Source organism: Pseudomonas sp. S10E 269, from assembly GCF_002798465.1.
In the GTDB taxonomy this organism is placed as follows: domain Bacteria; phylum Pseudomonadota; class Gammaproteobacteria; order Pseudomonadales; family Pseudomonadaceae; genus Aquipseudomonas; species Aquipseudomonas pergaminensis.
Genome location: NZ_PHIJ01000001.1, coordinates 1,702,971 through 1,716,195, shown reverse-complemented (window position 1 = coordinate 1,716,195; position 13,225 = coordinate 1,702,971). Strand labels below are relative to the sequence as shown.

Annotated in this window: 13 protein-coding genes; 8 read left to right on the top strand and 5 right to left on the bottom strand. The window is 62.1% G+C overall.

Annotated elements, in window-relative coordinates; translation table 11 throughout:
- The first annotated feature begins 42 nt into the window (after window positions 1–42).
- Window positions 43–1,128, top strand: a complete 1,086-nt coding sequence (locus CWC48_RS08035; RefSeq protein WP_100491639.1) for a glycosyltransferase — start codon at window positions 43–45, stop codon at window positions 1,126–1,128.
- Here the strand turns inward: CWC48_RS08035 and CWC48_RS08030 are convergent.
- Window positions 1,117–1,683, bottom strand: coding sequence for a toluene tolerance protein (locus tag CWC48_RS08030; RefSeq protein ID WP_177409479.1), 567 nt, complete (start codon window positions 1,681–1,683; stop codon window positions 1,117–1,119). The two genes, CWC48_RS08035 and CWC48_RS08030, sit on opposite strands and share 12 nt — an antisense overlap.
- Window positions 1,684–1,831: 148 nt before the next feature.
- Here CWC48_RS08030 and CWC48_RS08025 point away from each other — a divergent pair, with 148 nt between their 5' ends.
- The 6 genes from CWC48_RS08025 to CWC48_RS08000 all read left to right on the top strand — a co-directional run bounded on the left by CWC48_RS08025 (window position 1,832) and on the right by CWC48_RS08000 (window position 8,735).
- Entirely contained in the window at window positions 1,832–3,010 is a 1,179-nt protein-coding gene (locus CWC48_RS08025) for an O-antigen ligase (protein ID WP_100491637.1), read from the top strand.
- 9 nt (window positions 3,011–3,019) lie between these two features.
- Window positions 3,020–4,828: a lipid A export permease/ATP-binding protein MsbA gene (gene msbA / locus CWC48_RS08020; protein WP_078046569.1), complete on the top strand. Its 1,809-nt coding sequence runs from the start codon at window positions 3,020–3,022 to the stop codon at window positions 4,826–4,828.
- Between the two features lie 154 nt (window positions 4,829–4,982).
- Complete coding sequence (locus CWC48_RS08015; protein WP_078046570.1) at window positions 4,983–5,687, top strand: sulfotransferase family 2 domain-containing protein; 705 nt, start codon at window positions 4,983–4,985, stop codon at window positions 5,685–5,687.
- The gene (gene cysC / locus CWC48_RS08010; RefSeq protein ID WP_100491636.1) at window positions 5,680–6,288 is read left to right on the top strand and encodes an adenylyl-sulfate kinase; all 609 of its coding nucleotides are present in this window, start codon (window positions 5,680–5,682) and stop codon (window positions 6,286–6,288) included. Before CWC48_RS08015 ends, cysC begins: the two co-directional genes overlap by 8 nt.
- Window positions 6,289–6,391: 103 nt before the next feature.
- Window positions 6,392–7,816 (top strand): bifunctional D-glycero-beta-D-manno-heptose-7-phosphate kinase/D-glycero-beta-D-manno-heptose 1-phosphate adenylyltransferase HldE, encoded by a 1,425-nt coding sequence (hldE, locus tag CWC48_RS08005; RefSeq protein WP_100491635.1) that lies wholly within the window; start codon window positions 6,392–6,394, stop codon window positions 7,814–7,816.
- Complete coding sequence (locus CWC48_RS08000) at window positions 7,809–8,735, top strand: NAD-dependent epimerase/dehydratase family protein (RefSeq protein WP_100491634.1); 927 nt, start codon at window positions 7,809–7,811, stop codon at window positions 8,733–8,735. Before hldE ends, CWC48_RS08000 begins: the two co-directional genes overlap by 8 nt.
- A gap of 47 nt (window positions 8,736–8,782) precedes the next feature.
- On the opposite strand, the gene CWC48_RS07995 is transcribed toward CWC48_RS08000, so the two are convergent.
- The 4 genes from CWC48_RS07995 to CWC48_RS07980 all read right to left on the bottom strand — a co-directional run bounded on the left by CWC48_RS07995 (window position 8,783) and on the right by CWC48_RS07980 (window position 12,232).
- On the bottom strand, window positions 8,783–9,742 hold the full coding sequence (locus tag CWC48_RS07995; protein ID WP_100491633.1) for a metal ABC transporter ATPase: 960 nt from the start codon (window positions 9,740–9,742) through the stop codon (window positions 8,783–8,785).
- Between the two features lie 41 nt (window positions 9,743–9,783).
- A complete protein-coding gene (locus CWC48_RS07990) occupies window positions 9,784–10,596 on the bottom strand; it encodes an aldo/keto reductase (protein WP_100491632.1) in 813 nt (270 codons plus the stop codon).
- Window positions 10,593–11,768, bottom strand: coding sequence for an FAD-binding oxidoreductase (locus CWC48_RS07985; RefSeq protein ID WP_078046576.1), 1,176 nt, complete (start codon window positions 11,766–11,768; stop codon window positions 10,593–10,595). The genes CWC48_RS07990 and CWC48_RS07985 overlap by 4 nt, the downstream gene beginning before the upstream one ends.
- Before the next feature lie 128 nt (window positions 11,769–11,896).
- Window positions 11,897–12,232: a multidrug efflux SMR transporter gene (locus CWC48_RS07980; RefSeq protein ID WP_012721885.1), complete on the bottom strand. Its 336-nt coding sequence runs from the start codon at window positions 12,230–12,232 to the stop codon at window positions 11,897–11,899.
- Window positions 12,233–12,334: 102 nt separating this feature from the next.
- Here CWC48_RS07980 and CWC48_RS07975 point away from each other — a divergent pair, with 102 nt between their 5' ends.
- The gene (locus CWC48_RS07975; protein ID WP_078046577.1) at window positions 12,335–13,225 is read left to right on the top strand and encodes a LysR family transcriptional regulator; all 891 of its coding nucleotides are present in this window, start codon (window positions 12,335–12,337) and stop codon (window positions 13,223–13,225) included.

Here is a 13,225-nt window from a genome sequence, read left to right as displayed (position 1 = left end):
TACGACAAGCCAACCTAACGCCGCAAAAGGTCATTTTTACTGATGAGTATCCTCAACATCATGTGGGCCGGTGGTTCTGCATTCGCTTCGGTGCAGAAGGTTCATCAACAGATACTGTCCCATGCCATTTGCCATGCGCCGATCAACACCTGGCTGCTGCAAGGCGGCGCGCAGCCGGGTGAGCCGGTTCGCGAGTGGAACCTGTCTTCCGCCCAACTCAAGGGGCGGCATCTTTGGAAGCTGCTGGCGCCCCTGATGCGCGCGCGTTTTCACAAAGCGCTGCCCGAGGATGTGGAAATTGTATTGTTGGATGGGGTGGGCGTTGCCCGGGTGATGTTGCCGGTACTCAAGCGCACGCCGCAGGTGCGGGCCGTGGTTGTCTTTCATGGGGCGACGCGCTTGCGAAAAGCCGACCGCAAGCTGCTCGACCAATTCCCGGCATCACACTTGACCCTCGCTGCCGTCTCGCAAACTCTGGCCCACTCCCTTGAACACTACCTGCAACGGCCCGTTGCGGTGCTGCGCAGCGCTTTTGACCCGGTAGCATTTCGTGCTGCCGCGCTTTCCAGGGAGCAGTCGCGGTCGCGTCTGGGCCTGCCCCTGGGAGACTCGCCGGTGCTGGGCGCGGTCGGTCGGTTGGTGGACGGCAAGGGATTTGGCTGTTTGCTTGAGGCGTTTGCCGGTGTGTCGGCCCAACAGCCGCAGGCGCGCCTGGTGATTATTGGCGAGGGTCCGGCCAGGTCTACCCTTGAGACGCGTATCCAAGAGTTGGGTTTGCAGGGCAAGGTCTCGTTGCCAGGTCACCTTCCGGAAGCCGCGACCCTGTACCGGGCGTTTGACTGGGTGGCCATCCCGTCGACGGAAGAGGGGCTGGGGTTGATCCTACAAGAGGCTGTGATGGCCGGTGTACCGGTACTGACCAGTGAGTTGGCGGTGTTCCGTGAGCAGTTGGCGGATGCCGGCTGGTATGCCCCATCAGACGATGTGCAGGCTTGGGCGCACCTGATGGAGCGGGCATTCGCTGCCTCGTCAGGGGAAGTGCTGGAGGCTCAATCGCGGGCGCTGGCGCCAGAGCAGGCCTGGAAGGATTTCAGTGAAACCTCCCAGCGCCTGTTTTCATGCCGCTAGCAGCGCCTGCTCCAGCGCTTGCATTGGAAAGCGTTCGTTCAGCTTCTCGCGCGCAATATAGCGTGCGAAATGCTGCAAGTTGCGCCGTGCGAGTTCGGGGTTGAGCGGGGCGCGCAAAAAGCGCATATCGGCCACATCGATCAGCCCCATTTCATTGTCAGGCGTGACAACAATATTGCCCAGGTGCAAGGAGCGAAAGTAGATGCCAGCACCGTGCAGGCGGCGAATGAGGGCCACCAGCGGGTCGAGGTTGGATTGCCAGTCAAAGCCTTCCTTGTTGGAAATCTGGCGCAGTGTTTCCCCTGGCAGTGGGCGATACAACACCGCCGTCATGCCCGGCGCAGCCAACTGATAGAACGCAAGGACGGTCAAGGTGGGGATGCCACGCTGTTGCAGTTGCGCCACGTTGTCGATGAAACGTTTGGAGTAAGGACGAAACAGTGCCGACGAAAACAGACGTTTACGGCGAAACAGTTTAAGGATGTTCCCGTCTGCCAACAGGTAGACTTTGGGGCCGTAGCTGTCCTTTTCGAGGATCTTGGCGCCTTCAATCATCGCGGTTAAATCGGCTTGGGGAAGCCTTGAACATTGCATCGTCGGAAAGCCTTGTGGGAGTCGCGGGCACAGTGATCGGCAATAATGCCGAAAGTTTTGGGTTTTAACCATGCCGGGTTGGCGGGTTGGACGTATTCAGGAGCGGGTGATGCAAGCAAGTCGTTGGGCGCAGGTATGGATGATTTTCGGTTTACTGTGGTTTTTGCTGGCGATTGCCTTTGCATCCACCAACAAGATTTATCAACAAGGCCTGACCCTGTTTCTGTGGTTGCCGGCCGTGGTGTTTGCCTGGTCGGCGCGTGAACGGCTCAAGGACGTCTGGCGTGAGCAGCGCTGGATATGCCTGATGATTGCCGCATTGGCGGCCTGGGGGGCGATCAGTTTGCTGTGGACCAACGCCGAAGACCCTTCGCGCGAGGCCAAGCGCCTTCTGTATATAGGTATGTTCCTGCTGTTCTTCCCGGTGTTTGCCTGCGGGCAAACCGAGCGCGTCATTCGCGTGATGCAGTGGGGTGGTTTCGGGCTGGGCTTGTCATCACTGGGCGCTATCATCAAGTTCTACGGCCTTGAGCATAATGCCTGGTATGCGCGTCTTGAGGGATTGGGGCAATTGTCCCACCCGATTCTGGGCGCCTATGTGATTGGCCTGGCCGCGGTCTGGTTGCTGCACTGGCTGCCCCGTGGGCGCTGGATGCAAGTGGCGTGGGTGCTGTCCATCGGGTTGCTCGGGCTTTTTGTGGTGCTGAGCCAAAGCCGTGGCGCGGCGCTGGCGTTGCTGTTGACGGTGGTGGCGATGCCGGCGTGGTGCCGCGACCGACGGACTACCGTGATCGCAGCCGGCGCAGTGTTGGCGGCGCTGGCGGTGTTCTTCGCCATGCAATCACTGATGCTGGCTCGCGGGGTCTCTTATCGGCCTCAGATATTTATGTCGGCCATGCAGATGATTGCCGAACACCCGTGGACCGGACTGGGGTTGGGCGGGGACTATAAAGTACTGGCTGACGGCGTGTATTTCGACCACGCCCACAACCTGTTCTCCCACGTCGCCATTGAACTGGGCCTGCCCGGCCTGTTGCTGTGGTGCGGGCTCTGGTTCGGTGTGTTGTGGCAAGCCTGGAAAGCCCGCGACACGCTCTACGGCAAGGGCATCATCGGTATGTGGGTGTTTTCGTTCCTGGCCATGCAGTTCGACGCGGCCAGCCTGACGGGCACCCCACGGGCCGAGTGGTTTATCTCGTGGCTGCCGATCGCGCTGGCCAGTGTCTTGGTCTGGGCTCGGGCCAACCCCGAAGCATGTGATAAAGTTCGCGTCCTACCCAATCAGTGAGCTCGACACATGAGTGACGCACCGCCAAAAGCGGACCAGGAATCCAGCCTGAAAATCTATTTCCGGCTGCTGGGCTATGTGAAACCGTACATCGGCATGTTCATGCTGAGTATCGTGGGCTTCGTGATTTTTGCTTCCACCCAGCCGATGCTCGCCGGGATCCTCAAGTACTTCGTGGACGGCTTGAGCAATCCCGACGTGGTGTTCCTGCCCAAGATCCCGTTGTTCAAGGACCTGAAACTGCTGATGGCCGTGCCGCTGCTGATCATTCTGATCGCCGCGTGGCAGGGCCTCGGTTCGTTCCTGGGCAACTACTACCTGGCCAAGGTTTCCCTGGGCCTGGTGCATGACCTGCGGGTCCAGTTGTTCAACAAGCTGTTGGTGCTGCCCAACCGTTATTTCGACACGCATAACTCCGGGCACCTGATTTCCCGCATCACCTTCAACGTGACCATGGTCACCGGCGCCGCCACGGACGCGATCAAAGTAGTGATCCGCGAAGGCCTGACCGTGGTATTCCTGTTCGGCTACCTGTTGTGGATGAACTGGAAGCTGACCCTGGTGATGCTGGCGATCCTGCCGCTGATTGCGATCATGGTGGGCAGCACCAGCAAGAAATTCCGCAAGCAGAGCAAGAAGATCCAGGTGGCAATGGGCGACGTCACCCACGTGGCCTCGGAAACCATCCAGGGCTACCGCGTGGTGCGCAGCTTCGGCGGCGAAAGCTACGAAGAACGCCGTTTTGCCGCGGCCAGCCAGGGCAACACCGACAAACAACTGCGCATGAACAAGACCGGCGCGGTCTACACGCCGATGCTGCAACTGGTGATCTACACCGCCATGGCCGCACTGATGTTTTTGGTCCTGCTGCTGCGTGGCGACGCCACGGCCGGTGACCTGGTGGCCTACATCACCGCAGCGGGCTTGCTGCCCAAGCCGATCCGCCAGTTGTCGGAAGTCAGCTCGACGATCCAGAAGGGCGTTGCCGGTGCAGAAAGCATCTTCGAACAGTTGGACGAAGAGCCGGAAGTCGACGGCGGCACCGTGGAGCGTGATCGCGTCAGCGGCCGCCTGGACGTGCGTAACCTCAGCTTCACCTACCCGGGTGCCGAGCGCGAAGTGCTGAAGAACATCAGCTTCACCGCAGAGCCTGGGCAGATGATCGCCCTGGTCGGGCGCTCGGGCAGTGGCAAGTCGACATTGGCCAGCCTGATCCCGCGTTTCTACCACCACGAAACCGGGGAAATCCTGCTGGACGAGGTCGAGATCGAAGACTACCGCCTGCGCAACCTGCGCCGGCACGTGGCCCAGGTCACCCAGCACGTCACCCTGTTCAACGACACCGTGGCCAATAACATCGCCTACGGCGACCTGGCGGGAGCACCGCGTGCGGACATCGAAAAAGCCGCCACCGATGCCTATGCCATGGACTTCATCGCCGAGCTGCCCAAAGGCCTGGACACTGAAGTCGGTGAAAACGGCGTGCTGCTGTCCGGCGGCCAGCGTCAGCGCTTGGCCATCGCCCGCGCGCTGCTGAAAAACGCCCCGCTGCTGATCCTGGACGAAGCGACCTCGGCACTCGACACCGAGTCCGAACGCCATATTCAGGCCGCGCTGGACAAGGTCATGAAGGGCCGCACCACCCTGGTGATCGCGCACCGACTGTCCACCATCGAGAAAGCCGACATGATCCTGGTGATGGACCACGGTGAAATTGTCGAGCGTGGTACACATGTGGAACTGCTGGCCATGGGCGGGTACTACTCGCGCCTGCACGCCATGGGCCTGGATGAACCGGTCACGGCCAACATCACCTGATGTAGACCGGGGCGCGCAATGCGCCCCGGTGTTTGTATCTGGCCCCTTACAGGCTTGACCAAAGCCAAATAATTCGCTGCCTATCGTTTGTTATGTTGGCCTTCTCGATTCGATTGACGAACGAGAGGGCTAACCTTCTTGCGTGGGTAATGGAATGTTGCAACGTCTGTTCTGGAAACTGCTTCCCAAGCCCCAGCGGGTGTTTTTGCTGGGGCGTTTGTCGGTGGTGGATCGCCAGGCGGTGAATAAATCCCTGTCTGGGGTGACCACCCTTCCGCGTGCTTTCGAACAACACAACTGCGTGTTCATTCATGTGCCCAAATGCGCAGGCAGCAGTGTCTGCTCGGCGCTGCTTGATGGGCGCTGGCCGGGGCATCTGCCGTACTACTGGTACCAGCAGCAATTCCCTGAACACTGCGCACGCAGTTTCAAGTTCGCCTTTGTGCGTGATCCGTTGGAGCGCGCCTATTCGGCCTACACCTACTTGCGCAGTAACCACATGGGCGTGCGCGACCTGCAGGCTCAGGCACTCGTCAGCAGCTACCGGGACTTCGATGATTTCGTTGGCAACTGGCTGCACCCGGACAACCTGCGCCGCCAGTTGCACTTTGCACCCCAGACCGATTTCCTGACCGATCACATGGGCCGCATGGCCATGGACTTTCTCGGGCGCCAGGAATCCCTGGAGCAAGACTTCCAGCAGTTGTGCGAACGCCTCGGCGTGACCTCGTCGCTGCCCCATCTCAACGTTTCACTCGGGCGGCGCAACGAGCCGGTCAGGGAGTTCTGCAGCCTGCGTACGCGCCGCCTGGTCCGGCGCGCCTATCAACGTGACTACGAGGTCCTGGGGTATGAATAGTCAGTCGCTCTCCCGTGGTTCTGCCTCCATCCGTCCGTTCGCCTTGTCGTTGTCGGTGGCCGCGCGGGCGGCGCTCAAGCATCAGCAGCCCTGCTGCCTGTGGCTGACCGGGTTATCCGGCTCCGGCAAATCGACCCTGGCCAACGCCCTGGAAGTACAGCTCAACGAGCAGGGGCGACATACCTTCGTGCTCGACGGCGATAATTTACGCACCGGTTTGTGCAATGACTTGGGCATGAGCGACGCGGCGCGCAAGGAAAACATCCGGCGTATCGGCGAAGTGGCGCGGCTGATGGTGGACGCAGGATTGATCGTGATCGTCTCGGCGATTTCCCCGTTCAGCGCCGACCGGGCGAGCGCCAAGGCGTTGTTCGGGCCAGGGCAGTTCTTCGAGGTCTACATCAGCACACCATTCGATGTGTGTGCGCGGCGAGACCCCAAAGGCTTGTATCGCGCAGCGTTGGAAGGGCGCATCAAAGCCTTCACGGGGCTGGACAGCCCTTATCAGGCACCGGAGGCGGCTGACTGCGAAATCAACACCGATGAGGTCGAGTTGGCCGACGCGGTGGAGCATATCCTGACGGTACTGTTTAAAAAATAACCAGAAAACCCCCGTGATGCATCCCGGATAAAGCTCTCGAACTAGGCGGCGCTCACCCTGTGCTAATATCGCGCCCCTGTTCATTTTGTATGTGGGTTGCTCCATGAAGTTGTCCATGCCGCGATTCGATCAAGCCCCTGTCTTGGTGGTCGGCGATGTCATGCTCGACCGTTACTGGCATGGCGGTACCTCACGGATTTCCCCTGAGGCGCCGGTACCGGTCGTCAAGGTCGAGCAAATCGAAGACCGTCCCGGTGGCGCTGCCAACGTTGCCCTCAATATTGCCGCGCTCGGCGCCCCGGCCTCCCTGGTCGGCGTGACCGGCGACGACGAAGCCGCCGACAGCCTGGCCAACAGCCTGCGCGGTGCCGGCGTGCGCGCGCTGTTCCAGCGCATCGCCCACCAGCCGACCATCGTCAAGCTGCGGGTGATGAGCCGTCACCAGCAATTGCTGCGTATCGATTTCGAAGAACCCTTCGCCACCGACGCCCTGGCCATGAGCGGTCAGGTCGACGAGCTGCTCGAAGGCATCAAGGTGCTGGTGTTGTCCGACTACGGCAAAGGCGCCTTGAGGAACCACCAGGCACTGATCCAGGCCGCCAAGGCCAAGGGCATCCCGGTATTGGCCGATCCCAAGGGCAAGGATTTCTCGATTTATCGCGGAGCCAGCCTGATCACGCCTAATCTCAGCGAGTTCGAAGCCATCGTCGGCGGTTGCGTCGATGAGCACGACCTGGTGACCAAGGGCGCGGCACTGATGGCCGACCTCGACCTGGGCGCCTTGCTGGTGACCCGTGGCGAGCACGGCATGACCCTGCTGCGTCCCGGCCACCCGGCGATGCACCTGCCGGCACGGGCCCGTGAAGTGTTCGACGTCACGGGCGCCGGTGACACCGTGATTTCCACCCTGGCCGCCTCGATTGCGGCGGGTGAAGAACTGCCCCACGCCGTGGCCCTGGCCAATCTGGCGGCGGGCATCGTGGTGGGCAAGTTGGGTACTGCCGCCATCAGCGCGCCTGAATTGCGCCGCGCGATCCAACGCTCCGAAGGCTCGGAGCGTGGTGTGCTGACCATCGAGCAACTGTTGCTGGCCATTGACGATGCTCGCGCTCACAACGAAAGCATTGTGTTCACCAACGGTTGCTTCGACATCCTCCATGCCGGGCATGTGACTTACCTGGAGCAGGCGCGCGCCCAAGGCGATCGCCTGATCGTCGCGGTCAACGACGATGCGTCGGTGAGCCGCCTGAAAGGCCCTGGCCGCCCGATCAACAGTGTCGACCGTCGCATGGCCGTGCTGGCTGGCCTGGGCGCGGTGGACTGGGTGATCAGCTTCCCTGAAGCGACCCCGGAAAACCTGCTGGCCCAGGTCAAGCCGGACGTGCTGGTCAAGGGTGGCGACTACTCCGTCGACCAAGTCGTGGGGGCGGATATCGTCAGCGCCTACGGCGGCAAGGTCAAGGTGTTGGGCCTGGTCGAGAACAGCTCGACCACCGCCATTGTCGAGAAGATCCGAAACAATGAATAAGCAGGTTCTGATCACCGGCGGTGCGGGTTTTATTGGCTCGCACCTGGTCGATGCGCTGCTCGCCAAAGGCTACGGTGTGCGGGTGCTGGATAACCTGTCCACCGGCAAGCGCAGCAACCTGCCGTTGGACAACCCGCGCGTCGAACTGCTGGAAGGTGATGTGGCCGATGCCGACCTGGTAGCCCGTGCTGCCGTCGGCGCAACGGCGGTGGTGCACCTGGCGGCAGTGGCTTCGGTGCAGGCGTCGGTGGATGACCCGGTCAGCACGCACCAGAGCAATTTCGTCGGCACCCTGAATGTCTGCGAAGCCATGCGCAAGGCCGGCGTCAAACGTGTGGTGTATGCCTCCAGTGCCGCGGTCTATGGCAACAATGGCGAAGGCGCTTCGATTGACGAAGAGACCACCAAGGCGCCGTTGACGCCCTATGCGTCCGACAAATTGGCCAGCGAGCACTACTTCGACTTTTACCGTCGCCAGCATGGCCTGGAGCCGGTGATCTTCCGTTTCTTCAATATCTTCGGGCCACGCCAGGACCCGTCATCGCCGTACTCCGGTGTGATCAGTATCTTCAGCGAGCGCGTGCAGCAGGGCGTGCCGATTGCCGTGTTCGGCGATGGCGAGCAAACCCGTGACTTCATGTACGTGGAGGACCTGGTGGACGTGCTGGTGCAGGCCATCGAAACGCCGGCTGCGCCGCTTGGCGCAATCAATGTCGGCTGGAACCGCACCACGACGCTCAAGGACGTGCTGCAAGCCCTGGAAGAAATCGTCGGCAAGTTGCCGGCCGTGACTTACGGGCCCGCACGCTCTGGGGATATCCGGCATTCGCGGGCGAATAACCAGCGCTTGCTGGCAAGCTTTACGCTGCCCGAGCCCACCCCCCTGAAGGTTGGCCTGGCACGCCTGCTCAACACCTGACCCCCGTAGGAGCCGGCAAGCCGGCTCCTACAGGTGGGCTCTTCAAATCAGCGGCTGGCTTTTTTCTTCGGCACGATCTTGCGCAGCACCCGCTGTGCCAGGCGCTTCAATTTCGATTCTTTCTCAGGCGTTGCCAGGCCTTGCTGGCGTAGCCAATCCTTCCAGCGAATCCGCTCGTCACGCACCAGCCAGCCTTCCTGTTGGGCGAAGCTTTCCGCCAAGTACACCCCTCGCGTGCTCGCCGGGTACAGTTGGTCTTTCTTGACCGTGTACAACTCGGCGAGGGGCTGGCCGTCTTTGAGCGGCATCAGGTACAGGTCCGGGCGCTGACGGTCGAGGCGGGCAACCAGTTGGTCGCCTTCCAGGCGTTCGTCCACATGGAACAGGCTCAGGGATTTGGCTTCCTTGGGCACTTCCAGGCGCAGGTCGTAAATCAGTTGCAGCGAGGCGGTGGGCAGGTGCACATAGGCGCGCGGGCGTTCGATCAACTGGGTGGTGGCGCAACGCACCGGTCGGGCGGCGCCGGATAGCGGGCTGAGGCGAAAGGGCAGGGCTTCGCGGTAATGCAGCGCGGCGGAGTAAGGCGCCGGCAACCAGGTGTCATTGAAGCGCCCACTGAGCCAACCTTCTGGCGTCTCCAGCAGGCACTCTTCGGCAATTTCCTGGATGGCGGTATGCAGTGGCAGGTTCAACTCGTGGGCGGGTACGTAGCCGGAAATCAGCTTGAGCACCACGTCACCACGGTCCTGGCGGCGCTGGCGCACCAGTACCCAGTAATCCTTGTTTTGCCAATGCAGGGTGAGTCGCACCGACACGCCGAGGTTGGCCAGCTCCAGGGCAAAGCGCTCGGGGTCGGCCACTTCCACCGGCTTGCGCCGTTGCAGGGTCTGGGCAAAGTTGAGCGGCATGCCCACGCTCTGGTAGCTCAGGCCTTCGGGGGTGGCTTCGACGTGCAGCGGCAGTGTTTTGAAGTTGCTAGGGTTTTTTCTTATGAGCGTTCGCGGCATGTCGGCTCCTTCTTGCGACGGGGTCGGCCGCGTCGGCGGCATCAGAGTTGACGAATGACTTGGGCAGCGGTCGCCACGTTATGAGCCAGGTGCAGCGGATTAATGGTCCCGACAATAGCACTGGCGACGCCCGTTTGCGCAAACAACAACGTGAAACTGGCACGAATTGGATCCATTCCCGGCTCCAGGCACACGTGGCCGCTGGCCAGGGCCTTTTTCACCAGGATGCCCTTGCCGTGTGCCGCCGCGTAATCAATGACGGCTTTCTCGGCCTGTTCGTTCAGATTGTAGGTGACCATGGCGCAATCGCCTTGTTCCAGAGCCTTCACGCCGCCTTCGACAGTCTTCCCGGAGAAGCCGAAACCGCGGATCTTGCCTTCCTGTTTCAGCGCTGCCAGGGTTTGGTAGACCTCGCAGTCGTTGAGGATATGCAGATCGTTGCCGTCCGAGTGCACCAGCACCAGGTCGATAAAATCAGTTTCAAGTCGTTTCAAGCTGCGTTCGATGGACATCCGCGTGTGGGCCGCGCTGAAGTCGTGGCGGGAGACGCCATTCTCGAACTCTTCGCCGACCTTGCTGACAATCACCCAGTCCTTGCGCTGGTCACGCAACAGCGGCCCCAAGCGTTCCTCGCTCATGCCATAGGCCGGCGCGGTATCGATCAGGTTGATCCCCAGTTCGCGAGCCTGGCGCAACAGCATGCGGGCTTCGTCGTCACCGGGGATCTGGAAGCCGCTGGGGTATTTCACCCCTTGGTCGCGACCCAGCTTGACGGTGCCCAGGCCCAGCGGTGACACCAACAGGCCGGTGCTGCCGAGAGGGCGATGCAGGTCGTGCAGGGTGGGCAGGCTCATGGCAACAGTTGCTCCCAGGCAGGTACGCCAATGGCGGGTTTTGGCAGGTCGGGCAGGGGCTCGCTGGCGCTCGGGCGGATGCCATCACGTTCAAGGCTGCTGATGACGCGATCAGCGAAGTCCGGCGCCAGTGCCAGTTTGGTCGGCCAGCCCACGAGCAGGCGGCCTTGCTCGGCGAGGAAGGCATTGTCGGGACGGCTCAAGCCCGACTGCAGCGGCTCGGCACGGTCGACGCGCAGGGTGGCCCATTGGGTCTGGCTCATGTCGATCCAGGGCAGCAACTGCGCCAACTCTTTCTGCGCCGTGGCGATCTGTTCTTGCGGTGTGCGCGCCACGCCATCGGCTTCGGCGATGTCGCCGCCCATGTACCACACCCAGTTGCCATCCGCCGCCGGGTGGGTGGTGACGGTGATGCGCGGCTTGGTGCCGCCGCCCAGGCAGTGGGCATACAGCGGCTTCAGGCCGGGGCCTTTGGCGATGATCATGTGCAGGGGGCGCGTCTGCATGGCCGGCTGGCTCAGGCCCAGCGCGGCCAACAGGTCAGCCGTGCCAGCGCCGGCACTCAACACGATGCGCTGGGCGCGGATCTCGCGACCGTCGACCTTCAAACCCACCAGTGCGTTGTCTTCAAGCAAGGGTTCGATGTGTTGCCCGGCAAGCAAGCCGTCGCCAGCCAGTTGCGCCAGGCGTTCGATCAGGCTCGGCACGTCGATGACCAGCTCCGCCAGGCGATAGACCTTGCCCTTGAAACGGCGGTCTTGCAGGGCGGGGGGCAGGTCGTCGCCCTTGACCTGGTCGACACGGCCGCGCACAGCCTTGCTGGCGAAAAAGCTGGTGAGGTTGCCGGCGAGAGTACCCGGGGACCACAGGTAATGCGCTTCGGAGAGCAAGCGCACGCCGGACAGGTCCAGCTCACCGTTGCCCGCCAGTGCTTCACGCCAGCGGCGCGGCATATCGGCAATGGCTTCGGAGGCGCCGGTGAGGGCGCCGTGCAGGGCGTATTTTGCACCGCCGTGGATGATCCCCTGGGACTTCACGCTTTGCCCGCCACCCAAGGTGGCGCTTTCCACCACCACCGTGGAAAACCCCTGGCGGCGCAGGCGCGCATTCAGCCAGAGGCCGGCAACCCCGGCGCCGACAATCAGAACGTCGGTGGAAATAACGGATGGCATGGGCGACCTCAGTGTTCAAGACAAGGGGCGCAGTATACAGGGATCACTATTTGTAGGAGCCCGGCTTGCCGGCGATGGCGTCTGAGAGACCGCCACGCCGGTAAGCCGGGCTCCTACAGGTGTGTATTTCAGTGGCCGGCGGTTTTCGAGAATAGCTGAATCACGACGACGCCCAGCACGATCAGGCCCATCCCCAGCATCGCCGGAATATCCAGCTTCTGCCCGTAGATAAACAGTGCCGCGATGCTCACCATCACAATGCCCATCCCGGCCCACACGGCGTAGGCCACGCCCACCGGCACCGTGCGCACCACCAGCGTCAGCATCCAGAACGCCACGCCGTAGCCGACGATCACCAGCAGCAGTGGGATCGGCGTGCTCCAGCCCTTGATGGCCTTCATGGAAACAGTGGCAATCACTTCCGAGCAGATGGCAATGGCCAGGTAGCAGTAAGCGGCGTTCATGGGTCAATCCTCGGGGTATAGCAATCAGATAAAGCAGGCATTCTAGCGTTCACCCAGATGGGGTAAAGTCATTACCTATCCGAATTAGAGATGGGTTGAGTCATGAGCGTGCAGTGGGATCTGGAGCAGATGCGCCTGTTTGTCAGCGTTGCCGAGCAGCGTTCGTTTTCGGCGGTGGCGCGCCAGCAGCGCAAGGCCCAATCGGCGGTCAGCAACGGGATTGCCCTGCTGGAGGCTGACCTTGGCGTGAGCCTGTTCGAACGCAGCAGTGGCCGCCAACCGCGCCTCACCGAAGCCGGCAGCGTGCTGCTGGAGGAAGCGCGCGAGGTGCTGCGCCAGTGTGAACGGCTCAATGGTCGGGCGTTGTCGCTGACTCGCGGCGAGGAGGCTTGCCTGCGCCTGGCCCAGGATGAGGCGATGTTGTTCCAGCCGGTGCTCGATAGCCTTGAGGCGCTGGCCGGGCAATACCCGCTGCTGGAGGTGCAGCTATCCAGCGCGGCCCAGGGCGATGTGGCGCGTAAGCTGGTGGAGCGCAAGGCTGATCTGGGCCTGCTGTTCTATCACGACCAGATCCCCGAAGCGCTGGAGCGGAGGGTGGTCGGCAGCGTGGAGATGGTCACCGTGTGCGGCGTGAACCACCCGCTGGCCAAGGAGCACTACGTGACGTGCCAGCACTTGGCGCAGTTTCGCCAGTTGCTGATGTCGACCCAGACCAGCGTCTACCCCGGCAGCGAAGCCGCGAGCCCGTTGGTGTGGCGCGCCGACAGTTTCTACGTGCTGGCCGAGTGGCTGATGAGCGGCCTGGGCTGGGCCTGGCTGCCCCGGCATATCGTGCAGTACCCGACCTACCAGCAACAAATGGTGGAACTGGACAGCGAATGGACGCCGCCGGCCTTGGTGGTGGAGCTGGTGTGGCGGCGCGACGAGCATCTGGGGCCGGCCGCACGCTTCCTGGCCAAACGATTTGCCGAGTGCTTGCAGGCGATCGACTGA

Excerpts from the sequence above, each read along its gene's own strand:
- CWC48_RS08035 (WP_100491639.1), top strand. The coding sequence starts at position 43 with ATGAGTATCCTCAACATCATGTGGGCCGGTGGTTCTGCATTCGCTTCG.
- CWC48_RS08030 (WP_177409479.1), bottom strand. The coding sequence starts at position 1,683 with ATGATTGAAGGCGCCAAGATCCTCGAAAAGGACAGCTACGGCCCCAAA.
- CWC48_RS08025 (WP_100491637.1), top strand. The coding sequence starts at position 1,832 with ATGCAAGCAAGTCGTTGGGCGCAGGTATGGATGATTTTCGGTTTACTG.
- msbA (WP_078046569.1), top strand. The coding sequence starts at position 3,020 with ATGAGTGACGCACCGCCAAAAGCGGACCAGGAATCCAGCCTGAAAATC.
- CWC48_RS08015 (WP_078046570.1), top strand. The coding sequence starts at position 4,983 with ATGTTGCAACGTCTGTTCTGGAAACTGCTTCCCAAGCCCCAGCGGGTG.
- cysC (WP_100491636.1), top strand. The coding sequence starts at position 5,680 with ATGAATAGTCAGTCGCTCTCCCGTGGTTCTGCCTCCATCCGTCCGTTC.
- hldE (WP_100491635.1), top strand. The coding sequence starts at position 6,392 with ATGAAGTTGTCCATGCCGCGATTCGATCAAGCCCCTGTCTTGGTGGTC.
- CWC48_RS08000 (WP_100491634.1), top strand. The coding sequence starts at position 7,809 with ATGAATAAGCAGGTTCTGATCACCGGCGGTGCGGGTTTTATTGGCTCG.
- CWC48_RS07995 (WP_100491633.1), bottom strand. The coding sequence starts at position 9,742 with ATGCCGCGAACGCTCATAAGAAAAAACCCTAGCAACTTCAAAACACTG.
- CWC48_RS07990 (WP_100491632.1), bottom strand. The coding sequence starts at position 10,596 with ATGAGCCTGCCCACCCTGCACGACCTGCATCGCCCTCTCGGCAGCACC.
- CWC48_RS07985 (WP_078046576.1), bottom strand. The coding sequence starts at position 11,768 with ATGCCATCCGTTATTTCCACCGACGTTCTGATTGTCGGCGCCGGGGTT.
- CWC48_RS07980 (WP_012721885.1), bottom strand. The coding sequence starts at position 12,232 with ATGAACGCCGCTTACTGCTACCTGGCCATTGCCATCTGCTCGGAAGTG.
- CWC48_RS07975 (WP_078046577.1), top strand. The coding sequence starts at position 12,335 with ATGAGCGTGCAGTGGGATCTGGAGCAGATGCGCCTGTTTGTCAGCGTT.